This window comes from Gottfriedia luciferensis, assembly GCF_001712755.1.
Lineage (GTDB): Bacteria > Bacillota > Bacilli > Bacillales > Bacillaceae_G > Gottfriedia > Gottfriedia luciferensis_B.
The window spans coordinates 194,191-212,683 of the sequence record NZ_MDKC01000013.1; the positions used below are offsets into that span (position 1 = coordinate 194,191).

Here is an 18,493-nt window from a genome sequence, read left to right on the forward strand (position 1 = left end):
TCCAAAACATAATGTGAAGATTATCGGCTTTTTTAATAATGTGTAATAGAATTTAGTGAATTATTCTACGAAAGGAGCAAAATAAATGAATGAAGAGTTAAAGTTAGTAGCCGGGCAAATAAAAACATTATTAAACGAGCTAAATGATCATGTAAGTTTTACAAGTGACCATGTTTTAGTCATTGGATGTAGCACTAGTGAGGTTAGTGGGCAAAGAATTGGAACTTCAGGAACAATAGAAGTAGCGGAAGTTTTATTTAATGAGATTAAGGCTTTTCAAGATGAAACAGGAGTACAATTAGCATTTCAATGCTGTGAACATTTGAATAGAGCAATAGTTGTTCAAAGAAAGACGGCAAAAAGATTACAACTCGACGAGGTAACTGTGATACCAGTTCGTACCGCAGGAGGAGCACTTGCTTCATACGCATTTAGACATATACATGATGCTGTAATTGTTGAACACATTAAAGCGGATGCAGGAATTGATATTGGAGATACTTTAATCGGTATGCATTTAAAGCACGTAGCAGTTCCTTTAAGAACAAGTATTAAACAAGTTGGACAAGCTCATATAACGGCGGCAAAGACTCGTCCAAAGTTGATTGGTGGAGCACGTGCAGTTTACTCAATAGATGAAGACGTGAAATAAAGCGCTTTTTATTATAATAGAATAGTTAAATGTTAGTTTTTTGAAAGATATATCTTTCATTTTTAATGCAAAACATGGTAAAATAGAAAGGAATTCGGTCGTTTTATCGAATAATATAGTAAATTTATACTAGTAATGTTCGTGTTTTATAAAAAGGGGGATATAACTGTGGAAAATTTAAAAAAGCAAGATCCATCATTGTATGAGGCAATACAGTTAGAGTTAGGTAGACAACGTACTAAAATCGAGTTAATTGCTTCTGAAAACTTTGTTAGCGAAGCAGTAATGGAAGCCCAAGGTTCAGTATTAACAAATAAATATGCTGAAGGATATCCAAGTAAACGATACTATGGCGGATGTGAATATGTAGATATCACAGAGAACATTGCAAGAGACCGTGCAAAAGAAATTTTCGGAGCAGAACACGTAAATGTTCAACCTCATTCAGGTGCTCAAGCGAATATGGCAGTTTATTTCACTATTTTAAAACATGGTGATACAGTATTAGGTATGAATTTATCACATGGTGGTCATTTAACTCACGGAAGTCCAGTAAACTTCAGTGGGGTACAATATAACTTCGTTGAGTATGGAGTAGATCCAGAAACTCAAGTTATCAACTATGAAGATGTACTAGAAAAGGCTAAAGCACATAAGCCTAAATTAATTGTAGCTGGTGCAAGTGCTTATCCAAGAGCAATTGACTTTAAAAAATTCAGAGAAATTGCAGATGAAGTTGGAGCTTACTTAATGGTTGATATGGCACATATCGCTGGTTTAGTCGCAACAGGCCTTCATCAGAATCCAGTTCCATATGCTGATTTTGTTACAACAACTACTCATAAAACATTACGTGGACCACGTGGTGGTATGATTTTATGTAAAGAAGAATTTGCAAAAGCGATTGATAAATCAATCTTCCCTGGAATTCAAGGTGGACCATTAATGCACGTAATTGCAGCAAAAGCTGTAGCATTTGGAGAAGCATTACAAGAAGATTTTAAAAAGTATGCACAAGCGATCATTGATAACGCTGCTCGTTTAGCAGAAGCTTTAAAATCTCACGGCTTAAATTTAGTATCTGGTGGCACAGATAATCACTTAATTTTAATTGACGTACGTTCATTAGAATTAACTGGTAAAGTCGCTGAGCATGTATTAGATGAAGTTGGTATTACATGTAACAAAAATACAATTCCATTTGATCCAGCAAGTCCGTTTGTAACAAGTGGTATCCGTATCGGTACTGCTGCTGTAACTTCAAGAGGATTTACTTTAGAAGATATGGATGAAATTGCATCAATTATTGCTGAAACATTAAAAAACCACGAAAATCAAGAAGTACTAGAAGCATCTCGTAATCGAGTTAATGCTTTATCAAGCAAATACGAATTATATCCTACGTTTTAATAAATAAAGTATAAACTAAGCTATCTTTAGAACTGTATTTTCAACATTGAAGGTGCAGTAATACTAAAGATAGCTTTATTTTTATAAAAAATTTGTGATGAAATTCACAAAAAGTTCATATAAACTTGTGAATAATTTCACATTTACTATTTGAAATAGAGTACAATAATTCATGTAAACAGCAATTAAAAATTATCCAAACGGAGGCAAAAAATTATGTTTATTAATTTTTTAAGAACTAATAAAATTGCATCTGGTTTCTTAACTATTATTCGTCTTTATTTAGGTTATGAGTGGATCCATGCAGGTTGGGGTAAGTTATCAACTGGCGGATTCGATGCTTCAGGATTTTTAGGATTTGCAGTTAAAAGTGCCTCAGGTGAACATCCAGCAGTTCAGGGCTGGTGGGCTGACTTCCTTACAAACTTTGCAATACCAAACATCGATTTATTTAACTTTTTAGTACCTATTGGAGAATTCGCAATCGGACTTGGACTTATTCTTGGATGTTTTACAAAAACAGCAATGTTCTTTGGTTTAATGATGAACTTCGCATTTATGTTTAGTGGTACAACTAGCACGAATCCACAAATGGTCTTATTAGGAATCTTTATAATCATTGCTGGTTCAAATGCAGGACGTATCGGATTAGATCATTATATTAGCAAGTTTACTAATAGAAAAACTTTTTTCACTCCAAAAGGATCAGACAATAATTTCAGTAAAGCATCTTAACTATACCACCAAAGAGGGAACCAATTGGTTCTCTCTTTGGTGTGTAAGAGAAAAACTTCTCTGACTTATAATAATGAGGAAGAGGAGTTTTTCTAATCAAAATGGGTCAAAATAGCAAGTAGATTAGTAAAAAAAGGAAATATCGAGCTTTGTATGTAAAAAGATCTAAATTTATTCAAAGTGATTGTATGAAGTGGCTTGAATTATTTAACCGCTTTCGGTATTCTTTTTAAGAATAATAAATTACTAAGTATTTGCAAGGAGCGATAAAAGTGAGTAAAGTATACGTTTTTGATCATCCGTTAATTCAGCATAAAGTTTCTTTAATTCGTAAAAAAGACACTGGAACAAAAGAATTTCGTGCACTAGTTGATGAGGTTGCAGGTTTAATGGCATTTGAAATCACACGCGATCTACCACTACAAGAAGTGGAAATCGAAACGCCAGTAGCAATTGCAAAGTCGAAAGTTATTGCTGGTAAAAAATTAGGGATTGTACCAATTTTACGTGCAGGTTTAGGGATGGTTGATGGCTTCCTTCAATTAGTCCCAGCAGCTAAAGTTGGACATGTTGGATTATACCGCGATCCAGAAACATTAAAACCGGTTGAATATTATGTTAAACTTCCTACGGATGTAGAAGAGCGTGATTTCATTGTAATTGATCCAATGCTTGCGACAGGTGGATCAGCAGTTGAAGCGATTAACTCTTTAAAAACACGAGGTGCTAAAAATATTAAGTTTATGTGCTTAATAGCAGCTCCAGAAGGTGTTGAAGTTTTACAAAAAGCACACCCAGATGTTGATATTTACATAGCTGCCCTTGATGAAAAATTAAACGATCATGGTTATATTGTTCCTGGTCTTGGTGACGCTGGAGATCGTTTATTCGGTACAAAGTAATTACATTTTTAAAGCTTTCCTAGCATAGGAGAGCTTTTTTTATTTAAAAGGGGTATAATAATTAAAAATTTGAACGTGAAATAAGGATTGGCAAGTTAAAGGGGATTAGGGAATGTCACTTGAAAAACAAAGGTTAATAATTGATGCAGCAAGACTATACTATGATTCTGACTTTAGTCAACAAGAGATAGCGACACAATTAGGAATCTCTCGTCCAACTGTATCTAGATTACTTCAACAAGCTAAGGAATTAGGATATGTACGCATTGAAATTATTGACCCCCTAGAAGGAAATCAAGATTTAGCCCGAGAGTTGAAGAAGAAATATAATTTACAATCTGTTGAAGTTTGCTATTCACCTATTGATGACTACAATGAAGTTTTGCAAACAATTACTAAAAAAGCTGCGGATGTGTTAGTAGATTTAGTCCATGATGGTGACGTTGTAGGGGTAACTTGGGGAACAACGATGTATCATATTGCAACGAAGTTAAGCAATAAACAAGTAAAGGGTGTAGAAGTAATACAGCTAAACGGTGGAGTAAGTTACTCTAAAACGAATACTTATGCATCTGAAACGGTAAATTTGTTTGCCGAAGCATTTAACACCGTTCCAAGATATTTACCACTACCGGTTATATTTGATAATCCACAAGTAAAACAAATGGTCGAGGAAGATCGCCATATTGGTCGACTAATCGCTTTGGGAAAACAATCTAATGTCGCAATTTTTACCGTAGGAACTGTTAAAAAAGATGCCCTGTTATTTAAAGTTGGCTACTTAAACGAGAAGGAAGAGACGGATTTACAAACATTTGCAGTTGGAGACATATGCTCACGTTTTTTTGATAAAGAAGGAAATATTTATTCTGAACTTCTTGATCGACGTACGATTGGAATTGAGTTAGATGAACTAAGAAGTAAAGAAAAGTCAATTTTAGTTGCTGGTGGAGAAAGAAAAATAAACGCTATTCATGGTGCTTTAATGGGTAAATATGCAAACATACTAATAACCGATCAATTTACTGCAAAAAGATTACTAGAACAGGAATAAGCAAGGGAGAGATTAAGTAACTAAAAGAATTTGTTCTTTTCCTATGTCATGTTCCCTACTAGTCAGCTTTTAAAAAATAGTAGTGACCCTTGAAATTGGATATTTTTACAATTAAAAAAGAGGTGTCTTTTGTGTCAGTTAATCTGACTTATGAGACAACCTCTCTTCTATTTAATAGGTAAAATTATCCTTGAACATAAGTTCAATTAGTGTTTTACAAAATTTCATAGCGATGTTATAGTATAGACATATTCAAAGTAACTTAGTAAATAAACATTTTTTTATACTAAAACCATTAAGGGAGCGACTATATATGAATTACGCAAAATTAGTAGACCACACATTATTACGAGCTGACGCAAAAAGAGAAGAAATTGCAAAACTAGCTGAGGAAGCAAAAGAATTTAGCTTTGCATCAGTTTGTATCAATCCTACTTGGGTTTCTTATGCAAGTGAATTATTAAAGGATTCTTCTGTAAAGGTTTGTACGGTAATTGGTTTTCCTCTAGGAGCAAACACTCCTGAAGTAAAAGCATTTGAAACGACAAACGCAATTGAAAATGGTGCCGAGGAAGTTGATATGGTTATCAATATTTCTGCATTAAAAGAAAAAAATGACGAATTAGTTGAAAGAGATGTACGAGCAGTTGTTGAAGCTGCTAAAGGCAAAGCTTTAGTAAAAGTAATAATTGAGACTTGTCTTTTAACTGACGAAGAAAAAGTTAGAGCGTGTGAATTATCAGTTAAAGCTGGTGCTGACTTTGTAAAAACATCAACAGGATTCTCAACTGGTGGAGCAACAGCAGAAGACGTTGCATTAATGCGTAAAACTGTTGGAGAAAACGTAGGCGTTAAAGCTTCTGGCGGTGTTCGTAACTTAAAAGACGTAGAAAATGTAGTAGCTGCTGGTGCAAACCGTATCGGAACAAGTTCAGGTGTTAAACTCGTTCAAGGTGAAGAAGCAAACACAGCTTATTAATTTCAAAATAATTTTAAAATAAAAAAAAGTGAGTGAGTTATTGCTCTTTAGCTCTTACGTTGGTAATATGGTAAAGCGAAGACAAAACTCACACACTTTAATCAAGAATTACCTAACAATCGTTAAAGGGTGATAAATATGAATACACAATCATTAATCAACGAAGCTTTAAAGGCTCGTGAAAACGCATACGCTCCTTACTCAAAGTTTAAAGTAGGTGCAGCAATTTTATTGAATAACCAAACAGTCTATACAGGATGTAACGTTGAAAATGCTTCTTATGGACTAACAAATTGTGCAGAAAGAACTGCTATATTTAGTGCGGTAGCTGCGGGTAACGGGTCGGCAAAGATCGAATCAATCGCAATAGTAGGGGATACTGAAGGCCCAATTTCACCATGTGGTGCATGTAGACAAGTTATCGCAGAATTTAGTGATGAAAATACAAAAGTATACTTAACTAACTTAAAAGGTGACATCGCTGAAACAACTGTTAAGGAATTACTTCCTGGATCATTTAGTTCAAAAGATTTACAAGGTTAATCCTTGTCTGACATCTAACTTCTATATGATGTCAGACATCCAACAAATAAAAAGTTGTGTTCGTTTTGAAAGCGCTTATATTAATTAAAAATAAATTTATTGGATTTTCGGGGGAGAAACATGAAATATATTATAGCTCTTGTTGGATTACTAGTTGTTTTCGGTCTAGCATTCATCGCTAGTAGTGATCGTAAAAACATTAAATATCGTCCAGTTGTAATCATGGTCGTTATTCAAATCATTTTAGCGTTCTTATTATTAAATACAGAAGTAGGTTTAATTTTAATTAAAGGGATTTCTAACGGATTTGGAAAGTTATTAGAATACGCTGGTGAAGGTGTTAATTTCGTATTTGGTGGTATGGCAAATGAAGGTGCTTTCCCATTCTTCACAGGAGTATTATTACCAATCGTATTTATTTCTGCATTAATCGGTATTTTACAATTCACAAAGATTTTACCGTTTTTTATTAAATACATTGGGTTAATCTTAAGCAAAATCAATGGTATGGGTAAATTAGAGTCTTACAATGCAGTAGCATCTGCAATTTTAGGACAATCTGAAGTATTTATTTCAGTAAAAAAACAATTAGGTCATTTACCAAAAAATCGTTTATATACTCTTTGTGCATCAGCAATGTCAACAGTATCTATGTCAATCGTAGGTGCATATATGACGATGGTTGAACCAAAATATGTAGTAACGGCAATTGTATTAAACTTATTTGGCGGATTTATTATTTCTTCAATTATTAATCCTTACACTGTTACACCTGAAGAAGATATCTTAACGGTACAAGAAGAAGAAAAACAAACATTCTTCGAGATGCTTGGTGAGTATATTTTAGATGGTTTCAAAGTAGCAATCATCGTTGCAGCAATGTTAATCGGTTTTGTTGCATTAATTGGTGCAATTAATAATATTTTTGATATGATTTTTGGAATCTCATTCCAAGGGATTTTAGGTTATGTTTTTGCTCCATTCGCTTTCATTATGGGTGTACCATTTAAAGAAGCGGTTGATGCAGGTAGTATTATGGCAACAAAACTTGTTTCAAATGAGTTCGTTGCAATGATGGATTTAGCAAAACATGGTAAAGAGTTCTCAACTCGTACTTTAGGAATTGTGTCAGTTTTCCTTGTATCATTTGCTAACTTCTCATCAATTGGTATTATTGCAGGTGCGGTTAAAGGTTTACATGAGAAACAAGGTAATGTTGTCGCTCGTTTCGGTTTAAAATTATTATTTGGTGCAACATTAGTAAGTGTTTTAACGGCAATTATTGTAGGGATCGTTTTAAAATAATTTAATCCAAGCGTTTGACTTAGATCAGGCGCTTGTATTTTTTTTTCTAATCTTAAAGTAGGAGGGTTGGGTTAAAAAGTGAATTTTTAACAATTTTCTTTTTAACAAGTCACTATGGGAGCTGTAGGTTTACTTTTATCTGGTGCAACTCTATTTTTAAATAGTCTTGTTTTATTAAATAAAGCGAATGCAAAAAGTGCAGCTTTATTAAACTTATTTGTTGGTACATTACAAGTCCTTTTTCCTATCTACTTATTAATGCATTTAGGTGCTGGTAAGTGGGAATTATTTAATACGGCAAGTATTTTCTTTTTTGGTATTACTTATTTATATAATGGATTTACAAATCTTAAAGGTTTTAATGGAACAGGCTTAGGCTGGTTCTCACTTTGGGTATCCATCATGTCTGTACTTTGGGCTTTCGTGAACTTCGCTATTATTCATGATGTTGTAAGTGGACTATTATGGGTTATGTGGGCATATTTATGGTATCTATTCTTTGCTGGCCTAGTATTAGGTAAGAAAATAGAACGATACACTGGAATCGTTGCAATGATACAATCTTGGACTACAATTACTCTTCCTGCATTTTTTATGCTTTTAGGGATTTGGCAGGAGACGGTAATTTCAAATGCATGGATCGTAGTTTTAGGAGCTTCTATTTTGTATTTTGTCATACATGAGATTAAAGCGTATGTTACAAATAAAAGATTCCAGTTGTTTAACCAACCTGAATTAAAAAATTAATGATAATAAAAAAAGACTAACTTTTTAGGTAAGCTTAATGCTTTACCTAGAGTTAGTCTTTTTTTATTTTTGAAAACTTTGTAGGTTCTAGAGAAAATTACCTTTTTATACATGAATGAACGATTAGTGAGAAAGCTAAAAAGAAAATATCTTATAAAAAGGAGAACCTGCATTGAATGAAAAATTACTTTCTTAAAATAATTATTTGTTTAGTTTTTTTACTATTTCCATTTAAAGATGTATATGTAAATGCACATGAACAACAAAAACAAGTAGCTTTAATTTCGGTTAAAGATGGAATGATTACACAGGCGATAAAATATATTGCTGAACGTTTCCCTAATGTAACCGTAAGACAACAATACACTGAGACGTATTATGGTTTTTCTGTATCGGGTTCTCTTGAAGAGTTATCACAGTTAGCTAAAATGCCGTTAGTAAATGATATGCACTTTGTTACAACTTATAGAGCTCATTTAGAAGATAGTATCCCTTTTATTGGAGCGGACGAAGCTCAATTATATAAGGATCAAAGGGGAAGAAAGATTACTGGTGAAGGCGTTAAGGTAGGAGTAATCGATACTGGTGTAGATTACAGGCATCCTGATTTGAAATCAAATTATGGTGGCGGTTACGATACAATTGATTTAGATAAAGATCCAATGGAGACTAAGCTTGAAGAAAAAAGCACATTTCATGGTACCCATGTAGCTGGTGTAATAGCGGCAAATGGAAAAAGAAAAGGTGTAGCCCCTAAAGCTACAATCTATGCATACCGTGCTCTTGGCCCTGGTGGCGTTGGTACATCTGAAACTGTTATGGCTGCAATTGAGCGAGCAGTGAAGGATAAAGTAGATATTATTAATTTATCGCTAGGAAATGATGTCAACGGACCAGACTGGCCGACAAGTATTGCGTTAGATAAGGCAGTAGAGAAGGGTGTACTTGCAATTACGGCTGCTGGAAACTCTGGACCAGGACTATGGACTGTTGGGTCTCCCGCTACTGCATCAAAGGCTTTAACAGTTGGTGCGAGCTATCCACCTGTTCTTTTCCCATCTATCCACGTGAAAAATAAAGAGACAATTATTAGTCCTATGATAGGATCGGCTAAATGGGGTAAAGGTTTAAATGGGCGATTTGTATTTAAGAAATATGGTGAAAAGCGTGATTTAAAAAGAGTAAAAGATAAAATTGTCTTGCTTGAAAGGGGAAAAATTACATTCACTGATAAAGTAAAAAATGCTCAAGATGCTGGTGCTAAGGCCGTTATTGTCTTTAATAATATTGATGGAAATTTCATCGGACAAATTAAAGGAAAATTTACTGTTCCAGCTGCGACTATCTCAAGAAAAGAAGGCTTAATGATTAAGAAAATCATTGAGAAAAGTAAAGTGGAAGCTAAGACTGGACATGAAAAGAAGGTTGATATTCTTGCAGATTTCAGCTCTAGAGGGCCGGTAACAGGTACTTGGCAAATGAAGCCGGATTTATTAGCTCCAGGTGTACAAATAAAAAGTACAATTCCGGGTGGGTATTTAGCGCTTCAAGGAACGAGTATGGCAAGTCCACATGTTGCCGGAGCAGCTGCTCTAGTAAGACAACTGCACCCAGATTGGAGTATGGACGATTTAAAAAGTGTGCTAGTCAATACAGCAACACCATTATATAAGAATAATAAAAAGATGTATCATGCGTACGAACAAGGGGCTGGAAGATTAGATATAGAAAAGGCACTTGAGACTGAGACAACATTATTCCCTACGTCTTTATCTTTAGGAGTAACTAGAAAAACCGATTTACAAATTAAGAAAGATTTTGTCGTAAGAATATCGAATAAATCAAATATGCCAAAACAAGTTACGGCTATAAATAATCAGCCAGCCACAGGAATACAATGGGTATTACCGAAGCCTTTTACAATTCCAGCACACACTAGCAAAAAGATTAATCTTACTGCAACAGTTGATACGAAATTATTAAGAGATGGATTTTATGATGGGGCAATAACGTTCAGCACAAATGATGATGAAAATTTAAGAATGCCGTTTTTATTATTACAAGGAGAACCGAATTTTCCGTCAGTAATGGGATTTCACTTTGGAAGAGTGAAAGGTAAAAATCGCTATAAATATGAACTCTATTTACCAAGTAAGGTTGAGGAATACAAAATTGCTGTTTTTGAATCAGAAACATTCCGTTTGTTAGGTGTAATTGATGAGCAGGAGAACAGTAAGAGGGGGATTATCAAAAAGGAATTAGTTTTAAAAGATTTTCCTAAAAGTGGAATTTATAAGTTTGTGATATTTTATAAACGTAAACAATATGAAAGTGCAACGGAATCTTACGTCAATGTCGCTAAAATTTATGTTGAAGACTAAAAATTGGTAAGTATTTTTTAATAGTTTTTTAATTTAGGTAATTGACACATTTTTGTAACATATTGTATGCTTAACATGAATGTTTAAAAGGGTTTTCAATGTATGTAAATACTATGTTATTAAAATTTTTTGAACGTTTTGTGAACAATTTGTGAACGTTTTCAATGTTTAGAGATTTTAGCAGATATTTGTTGTAGAATTAACCATGATAAGACTTTTGGCAATTTTTTGGAGAATGAAAATTGACATGGAGGGATTTTGTATGAAAAACAACAATCAACATCCTCTTAAAGCAATGGCACTCATGTCTTCCATTCTAGCTCAGCTTGTCGGTTCTATTCTCATAGGCATCTTTTTAGGAAGATGGATTGATTCATTTTTTAATTGGCCAGTACCAGTATTTATGATCATCTTTTTACTGTTAGGATTATTTACTGGAATCTATGGCACGCTTAAATTAGTTAAGCAATTCACACCAGGGGACTAGTTACATGCAAAAAGATAATTTTAGACGATTCACACGAGATATGTTGTATATCATTGCTTTAGCTGTTTTAGGTTGGGCATTTACCGACTATAAAACAATATTCACAGGCTATATTCTCGGAACAGTAACTAGCTTTTATTGTATATGGATTCTACACAGAAAGATAAATACCTTCTTTGACCGAGTTTTAAAGCAACAAAAAGTTCGATCTTTAGGTACTGTAATTTGTCTTTCAGCGGTGGCTCTAGCTATGGTCATCGCGCTTCGGTATGAAAATTTTGTGAGCATACCGGCACTAACTGCGGGACTAATGACAGGACACCTTGTCATTATGATACATTTTGCATTACAACAAACGTCTTTTGCAAGGAAGAGAGGTGAATAAATTGGAACACGGCACTTATGGTTTTAAATTTATTGGTTTAGATTTTACGTTAACAAATGTTCTAATGACTACCATTGCTGCAGTAATCGTCTTTATCATCGCAGTTACATGCGCAAGAAGTCTACAAATACGCCCATCAGGAAAGCAAAACTTTTTAGAGTGGGTTATAGATTTCGTTAAAGGCATTATCAACAGTACAATGGATTGGGAAACTGGTGGTCGCTTCCTTACACTAGGTGTGACATTACTTATGTACATATTTGTTTCAAATATGTTAGGTCTACCATTCGATATCTCATTCGATGGAAACTCAGTTTGGAAATCACCTACATCAGACCCAGTCATTACTTTATCATTAGCAATCTTTATAGTTGGTTTATCACATTATTATGGTATTAAGATGCGCGGTTTTGGAGCGTATGGTAAAACATTCTTCCAACCAATGCCATTCTTATTCCCATTAAAAATTATTGAGGAATTAGCAAACACATTAACGCTAGGTCTTCGACTTTACGGTAACATTTACGCGGGGGAAATCTTACTAGGTTTACTTGCAACAATGGGTACACATGCTTATGCAGCAAGCGCAGGAGAAGGCGTTCTTTGGACAATTGCAGCGGCAATACCAATGATCGTATGGCAGGGATTCTCTGTATTCGTTGGTTCAATCCAAGCGTTTATCTTCGTAATGTTAACAATGGTTTACTTGTCACATAAAGTGGCGGACGAGCATTAATCTGCTCATTAAAATTGGTAGTTAGATAAAAATTATAAAAAAAAATATATTTCTTATGATTAAGAAGGAGGAAATTTAAAATGGCTTTAATCGCAGCGGCAATCGCAATAGGTTTAGGTGCACTAGGTGCAGGTATTGGTAACGGTTTAATTGTATCACGTACAGTAGAAGGTGTTGCTCGTCAACCAGAATTACGTTCAACTCTTCAAACTTTAATGTTCATCGGGGTTGCATTAGTTGAGGCACTTCCAATCATCGCGGTAGTTATCGCATTCATGGCATTTGGTAAAGCTTAAGATTTATACAAGTAGTTAAAAAATGGCGAAGTTTGTGTTCACATTTACTTCGCCATTCCTTTATGACACTTTTGTTGTAAAGATTGAATTTTGAAATTAAAGCTAAGGTCGGTAAGAGTCCAAAGCTATGTTATAAAAAAGAAAAATTATTAAAAGATACCCTCGAAGGGAGTGAAGGCTTGTGTTAAACGGTTCATTATTCGTAATCGGTGAAGCAAACGGACATGGTATACCTTGGGGCGATGTAGCGTTTCAATTAGTAATCTTCTTAATCCTACTTGCTTTATTACGTAAGTATGCATTAGGACCTGTAATGGGAATTATGAAACAACGTGAAGATCACATCGCTAATCAATTAGACTCAGCTGAGAAAAACAACGCTGATGCAATGAAACTAGTTGAAGAGCAAAAGCAAGAGTTAGTTGCTGCTCGAACTGAAGCTCGTGAGCTTCTTGAGAAAGCTAGAAAGCAAGCTGATGTACAACGTGAAGAAATCGTTGCAGCAGCAAAAGCAGAAGCTGAAAACTTGAAAGAAAGTGCTAAACGTGAAATTACACGTGAAAAAGAGCTTGCAGTACAATCAGTTCAACAACAAGTGGCTTCATTATCTGTATTAATTGCTTCTAAAGTACTTGAAAAAGAAGTGAAGTCTGAAGACCAATCTGCTATTTTTGATCAATATCTTAAAGAAGTAGGCGAAGCTAAATGAGTAACGAATTAGTTGCAAAACGCTACGCAAACGCTCTTTTTGAATTAGCAACTGAACAAAATTTAGTAGAAACTGTTGAACATGACTTACAAGTTGTGAAAAAGGAGTATGTAGGAAACTTAGAATTAAATAAGTTTTTACAACACCCTGGTATCACAAAAGAAAGCAAAAAGTCTGTCTTAAATGACACGTTTGCTTCAATCTCTGAAACGGTATTAAATCTAGTATGTTTATTAGTCGATCGTGGGCGAATGAGCACTATTTCTAACTTAGTAACTGAATATGTAAAAATTGCGAATGAAACTCGTAATATTGCAGATGCAACAGTTTACTCTGTAACGGAAATGTCTTCTGAAGAACTAGATAAAATTGGAGCGTTATTCGCTTCTAAATTAGGTAAAAACTCAATACGTTTGAAAAACGAAATTGACCCATCTTTAATTGGTGGTTATAAAGTTCGTGTTGGAAACCGTATTTTTGACGGCAGTTTAAAAAATAAACTTGTTCGAATTGAACGTGAATTAATCGCAAAATAGTTTGTAGATAGGGGTGAAATGCATGAGCATCAAAGCTGAAGAAATCAGTGCGCTGATTAAAAAGCAAATCGAAAATTACCAAACTGAAATAGAAGTTAGTGATGTTGGTACAGTTATCCAAGTTGGTGACGGTATCGCTCGTGCTCATGGTCTTGACCAATGTATGTCTGGAGAGCTAGTTGAGTTCTCTAACGGCGTTATGGGACTAGCACAAAACTTAGAAGAAAACAACGTAGGTATTATCATCTTAGGACCTTACACAGGCATTAAAGAAGGCGACGAAGTTCGTCGTACTGGACGCATCATGCAAGTTCCAGTTGGTGAAGCATTAGTAGGACGTGTAGTAAACTCATTAGGTCTACCAGTTGATGGTTTAGGCCCAATCGAAACGACAAAATCTCGTCCAATTGAAAATGCTGCTCCAGGTGTAATGGCACGTAAATCAGTACATGAGCCTTTACAAACAGGTATCAAAGCGATTGACGCTCTTGTACCAATCGGACGTGGACAACGTGAGTTAATCATCGGTGACCGTCAAACTGGTAAAACAGCTGTTGCTATCGATACAATCCTTAACCAAGCTGACCAAAACATGATCTGTATCTATGTTGCAATCGGTCAAAAAGAATCAACAGTTCGTGGACTTGTTGAAACTTTACGTAAGCATGGCGCATTAGATTACACAATCGTTGTAACTGCACCTGCTTCATCTCCAGCTCCAATGTTATACTTAGCTCCTTTCGCTGGTGTAACGATGGGTGAAGAGTTTATGTACAATGGTAAACACGTATTAGTAGTATACGATGATTTATCAAAACAAGCGGTAGCTTACCGTGAGCTTTCATTACTATTAAAACGTCCTCCAGGTCGTGAAGCATATCCAGGGGATGTATTCTACTTACACTCTCGCTTATTAGAGCGTGCAGCTAAGTTAAATGATGAGTTAGGTGGCGGTTCATTAACTGCATTACCATTCATCGAAACACAAGCTGGTGATATCTCAGCTTATATTCCAACAAACGTAATCTCGATTACTGACGGACAAATCTTCTTACAGTCTGACTTATTCTTCTCTGGCGTACGTCCAGCGATCAATGCAGGTCTTTCTGTATCACGTGTTGGTGGTTCAGCGCAAACTAAGGCGATGAAATCAGTAGCAGGTACTCTACGCCTTGACTTAGCGTCATTCCGTGAGCTTGAAGCATTTGCTGCGTTCGGTTCTGACTTAGATAAAGCAACTCAAGCTAAACTTAACCGTGGTGCTCGTACAGTTGAAATCCTTAAACAAGGTTTACACAAACCGTTAAAAGTAGAAAAACAAGTAACTTCTTTATATGCGTTAACACGTGGTCACTTAGACAGCGTAGCAGTTGAAGACATTACTCGTTTTGAAGAAGAAATGTTAGCTTGGATGGACGTTAACGCAAAAGGTCTTTTAGATGCTATTCGTGATACTGGTAAATTACCAAACGAAGCTGACCTTGACGCTGCAATCACAAGCTTTAAAAAGAACTTTATTGCTTCTAAATAAGAAGGCGATTTAAATATCTGGATTTGAAGGATCGGGCTCTAGCTCGTCCTTCATTTAACTGTTTACCAAAAGGTGGTGAAAACCTGTGGCATCATTACGCGATATAAAAACAAAAATTAATTCAACAAAAAAGACAAGCCAAATCACAAAAGCGATGGAGATGGTATCTGCTGCGAAATTAAACCGTGCTGAGCAAAACTCTAAGCAATTCGTTCCTTACATGGAAAAAATGCAAGAGGTAGTTGGTAGCGTGGCAAAAGGCGTAAACAGTAGACATCCGATGCTAGTAACTCGTCCAGTTAAAAAGACTGGTTACATTGTCATCACTTCTGACCGTGGTTTAGCGGGTGCATTTAATAGTAACGTATTACGTGCGGTAACAAATACAATTAAAGAGCGTCATAAATCAAATGATGAATTTGCAATTATTGTACTAGGTCGAGTTGGACGTGACTACTTTAAGCGTTTAGGTTACCCAATCGTTGAAGAGGTTCTTGGGCTTCCAGATCAACCTTCATTCGATGATATTCAAAAATTTGCTAATCGTACAGTTCAAATGTATACAGACGGCATTTTTGATGAGCTTTACTTATCATATAATCATTTCGTAAGTAAGATTTCTCAAGAAGTTACTGAGAAAAAGCTATTACCTTTAACAGATATTGACACAGGTAAGGCAACAACTAATTACGAATTTGAACCATCTGATGATGAAATCTTAGAAGTGTTACTGCCTCAATATGCAGAAAGCTTAATCTTTGGTGCATTATTAGACAGTAAAGCTAGTGAACACGCTTCACGTATGACAGCGATGAAAAGTGCAACTGATAATGCGAAAGAAGTTATTAGTAAGCTTACTCTTCACTATAACCGTGCGCGTCAAGCAGCAATTACACAAGAAATTACTGAAATCGTCGGTGGAGCAGCAGCACTTGGCTAATCTGCTTACAACGGCTATATAAATTGAACGGCTTTTAATGAAACAATGCTAGGAGGAAAAGCGATGAGCAATGGTATTATTACTCAGGTATTAGGTCCAGTAGTAGACGTAAAGTTCGAAAACGGCCAATTACCACAAATATATAATGCGTTACGTGTTCGTAAAGAAGCGGGCGACGCAAACGAAGTAAACATTGATTTAACATTAGAAGTTGCTCTTCACTTAGGTGACGATACTGTTCGTACAGTTGCAATGGCTTCAACTGATGGATTAGTACGTGGAATGGAAGCAGTTAACACAGGGAAACCAATTTCGGTTCCAGTTGGAGACGCTACATTAGGACGCGTATTTAATGTGTTAGGTGATAACATTGACTTAGACGAAGAACTTGGAGAAGACGTACGTCGCGACCCAATTCACCGTCAAGCACCTAAATTTGAAGAATTAACTACAAAAGTAGAAATCCTTGAAACTGGTATCAAAGTAGTAGACTTATTAGCTCCTTACATCAAAGGTGGTAAAATCGGTCTATTCGGTGGTGCGGGTGTAGGTAAAACTGTATTAATTCAAGAATTAATTAACAACATCGCACAAGAGCACGGCGGTATCTCAGTATTCGCTGGTGTAGGTGAGCGTACTCGTGAAGGTAACGACTTATACCACGAAATGAGCGACTCTGGTGTTATCAAGAAAACAGCGATGGTATTCGGACAAATGAACGAGCCACCTGGTGCACGTCAACGTGTTGCCTTAACTGGTTTAACAATGGCTGAATATTTCCGTGATGAGCAAGGACAAGACGTGTTATTCTTCATCGATAACATCTTCCGTTTCACTCAAGCAGGTTCTGAGGTTTCTGCCCTATTAGGTCGTATGCCTTCTGCGGTAGGTTACCAACCAACTCTTGCTACTGAAATGGGTCAATTACAAGAGCGTATCACTTCAACAAACAAAGGTTCTGTAACTTCGATTCAAGCGATTTACGTTCCTGCCGATGACTATACGGATCCAGCACCAGCTACAGCGTTCGCTCACTTAGATGCAACAACTAACTTAGAGCGTCGTTTATCTGAGATGGGTATTTACCCAGCGGTAGATCCATTAGCATCTACATCTCGTGCATTAAACCCAGAAATCGTTGGTGAAGAGCACTATGAAGTAGCTCGTCAAGTACAATCAACTTTACAACGTTATAGAGAACTTCAAGATATCATCGCAATCTTAGGTATGGATGAGTTATCAGAAGAAGATAAATTAGTCGTAGCTCGTGCTCGTCGTATTCAATTCTTCTTATCTCAAAACTTCCACGTTGCGGAGCAATTCACAGGACAAAAAGGTTCTTACGTACCAGTTAAAGAAACTGTTAGTGGATTCAAAGAGATCTTAGAAGGTAAATATGATACTCTTCCTGAAGATGCATTCCGTCTTGTTGGACGCATTGAAGAAGTAGTAGAAAAAGCAAAAACATTAGTATAATAATTGTCTAATCGAAAGGCTTGTTCATCATTCTATTTGAATGAACTTGATTAGCTCACGAAGCTAGACAGGAGGAGTTCACTATGAAGACAATGAAAGTCAGTATCGTCACTCCGAATGGACCGGCTTATGAAGGCGAAACAGAATTCGTTAGCACGAAAGCAACTAGCGGTGAGCTAGGTATTTTACCTGGACACATTTCAACTGTGGCACCGTTAGCAACAGCACCTGTTAAAATTAAATCACCAGCTGGAACTGATTACGTTGCAGTTAGTGGCGGATTCATTGAAATTCGACCTGAAGCCGTTACAATATTGGCTCAATCTGCTGAAGCATCAACTGAAATCGACGTTGAGCGCGCAGTAGAAGCAAAAAAACGTGCAGAAAAACGTCTACAAGAAAGACGACCTGACACAGATATCAAACGTGCAGAACTTGCTTTACACAAAGCAATGAACCGTTTAAACGTAGCACAATATAAGTAATTAAAAATAGAGCCCTTTTTGGGGCTCTTTTTTTGTTGGATGGGAGTGGGGTTGGGTGGGGTCGTTAGTAGGATGATGGGTGCAATTAAGGATAATTAAAGTGCAAATAACTAGGTTGAGCGTGCAAATAAATTTAATTAAGTGAAGGAAAAACTGATCGGTGTAAATAAAATCATGAGTATCGACAATAACTCAAACAAGTGC

Annotated in this window: 20 protein-coding genes; all 20 read left to right on the plus strand. The window is 35.8% G+C overall.

The features are described from left to right. Positions 1-85: 85 nt before the first annotated feature. The 20 genes from BED47_RS11185 (at position 86) to BED47_RS11280 (ending at position 18,289) form a co-directional block, all read left to right on the plus strand. Positions 86-652, plus strand: coding sequence for a TIGR01440 family protein (locus BED47_RS11185; protein WP_069033734.1), 567 nt, complete (start codon positions 86-88; stop codon positions 650-652). 168 nt (positions 653-820) lie between these two features. Beyond that, positions 821-2,062: a serine hydroxymethyltransferase gene (gene glyA / locus BED47_RS11190; protein WP_025568586.1), complete on the plus strand. Its 1,242-nt coding sequence runs from the start codon at positions 821-823 to the stop codon at positions 2,060-2,062. A gap of 216 nt (positions 2,063-2,278) precedes the next feature. Further along, entirely contained in the window at positions 2,279-2,797 is a 519-nt protein-coding gene (locus BED47_RS11195) for a DoxX family protein (RefSeq protein ID WP_069033735.1), read from the plus strand. A gap of 272 nt (positions 2,798-3,069) precedes the next feature. After that, positions 3,070-3,699 carry a uracil phosphoribosyltransferase gene (upp, locus tag BED47_RS11200; RefSeq protein ID WP_025568588.1) on the plus strand — a complete coding sequence of 210 codons (630 nt, stop codon included), beginning with the start codon at positions 3,070-3,072 and terminating at the stop codon, positions 3,697-3,699. 112 nt (positions 3,700-3,811) lie between these two features. Then, a complete protein-coding gene (locus tag BED47_RS11205) occupies positions 3,812-4,753 on the plus strand; it encodes a sugar-binding transcriptional regulator (RefSeq protein WP_069033736.1) in 942 nt (313 codons plus the stop codon). Positions 4,754-5,066: 313 nt separating this feature from the next. Next, the gene (gene deoC / locus BED47_RS11210) at positions 5,067-5,732 is read left to right on the plus strand and encodes a deoxyribose-phosphate aldolase (protein WP_025568590.1); all 666 of its coding nucleotides are present in this window, start codon (positions 5,067-5,069) and stop codon (positions 5,730-5,732) included. 138 nt (positions 5,733-5,870) lie between these two features. After that, positions 5,871-6,275, plus strand: coding sequence for a cytidine deaminase (locus BED47_RS11215; protein ID WP_069033737.1), 405 nt, complete (start codon positions 5,871-5,873; stop codon positions 6,273-6,275). Between the two features lie 120 nt (positions 6,276-6,395). Beyond that, positions 6,396-7,580, plus strand: coding sequence for a NupC/NupG family nucleoside CNT transporter (locus tag BED47_RS11220; RefSeq protein WP_069033738.1), 1,185 nt, complete (start codon positions 6,396-6,398; stop codon positions 7,578-7,580). 114 nt (positions 7,581-7,694) lie between these two features. After that, complete coding sequence (locus tag BED47_RS11225; RefSeq protein WP_025568593.1) at positions 7,695-8,327, plus strand: AmiS/UreI family transporter; 633 nt, start codon at positions 7,695-7,697, stop codon at positions 8,325-8,327. Positions 8,328-8,503: 176 nt separating this feature from the next. Beyond that, positions 8,504-10,708, plus strand: a complete 2,205-nt coding sequence (locus tag BED47_RS11230) for a S8 family serine peptidase (RefSeq protein WP_025568595.1) — start codon at positions 8,504-8,506, stop codon at positions 10,706-10,708. 262 nt (positions 10,709-10,970) lie between these two features. After that, positions 10,971-11,195: an AtpZ/AtpI family protein gene (locus BED47_RS11235; protein ID WP_025568596.1), complete on the plus strand. Its 225-nt coding sequence runs from the start codon at positions 10,971-10,973 to the stop codon at positions 11,193-11,195. Positions 11,196-11,199: 4 nt separating this feature from the next. Beyond that, complete coding sequence (locus BED47_RS11240; protein WP_025568597.1) at positions 11,200-11,580, plus strand: ATP synthase subunit I; 381 nt, start codon at positions 11,200-11,202, stop codon at positions 11,578-11,580. A 64-nt stretch (positions 11,581-11,644) separates the two neighbouring features. Next, positions 11,645-12,316 carry a F0F1 ATP synthase subunit A gene (gene atpB / locus BED47_RS11245; RefSeq protein ID WP_439097782.1) on the plus strand — a complete coding sequence of 224 codons (672 nt, stop codon included), beginning with the start codon at positions 11,645-11,647 and terminating at the stop codon, positions 12,314-12,316. An 80-nt stretch (positions 12,317-12,396) separates the two neighbouring features. Further along, entirely contained in the window at positions 12,397-12,612 is a 216-nt protein-coding gene (gene atpE, locus BED47_RS11250) for a F0F1 ATP synthase subunit C (RefSeq protein ID WP_025568599.1), read from the plus strand. 205 nt (positions 12,613-12,817) lie between these two features. Then, positions 12,818-13,321 (plus strand): F0F1 ATP synthase subunit B, encoded by a 504-nt coding sequence (gene atpF / locus BED47_RS11255; RefSeq protein WP_029715296.1) that lies wholly within the window; start codon positions 12,818-12,820, stop codon positions 13,319-13,321. Further along, positions 13,318-13,857: a F0F1 ATP synthase subunit delta gene (locus tag BED47_RS11260; RefSeq protein ID WP_025568601.1), complete on the plus strand. Its 540-nt coding sequence runs from the start codon at positions 13,318-13,320 to the stop codon at positions 13,855-13,857. The genes atpF and BED47_RS11260 overlap by 4 nt, the downstream gene beginning before the upstream one ends. A 22-nt stretch (positions 13,858-13,879) precedes the next feature. Then, on the plus strand, positions 13,880-15,388 hold the full coding sequence (gene atpA, locus BED47_RS11265; RefSeq protein ID WP_025568602.1) for a F0F1 ATP synthase subunit alpha: 1,509 nt from the start codon (positions 13,880-13,882) through the stop codon (positions 15,386-15,388). An 85-nt stretch (positions 15,389-15,473) separates the two neighbouring features. Then, complete coding sequence (locus tag BED47_RS11270) at positions 15,474-16,328, plus strand: F0F1 ATP synthase subunit gamma (RefSeq protein ID WP_069033739.1); 855 nt, start codon at positions 15,474-15,476, stop codon at positions 16,326-16,328. 63 nt (positions 16,329-16,391) lie between these two features. Then, positions 16,392-17,804 (plus strand): F0F1 ATP synthase subunit beta, encoded by a 1,413-nt coding sequence (gene atpD / locus BED47_RS11275; protein WP_025568604.1) that lies wholly within the window; start codon positions 16,392-16,394, stop codon positions 17,802-17,804. A gap of 83 nt (positions 17,805-17,887) precedes the next feature. Then, complete coding sequence (locus BED47_RS11280) at positions 17,888-18,289, plus strand: F0F1 ATP synthase subunit epsilon (protein WP_025568605.1); 402 nt, start codon at positions 17,888-17,890, stop codon at positions 18,287-18,289. Positions 18,290-18,493 lie beyond the last annotated feature (204 nt).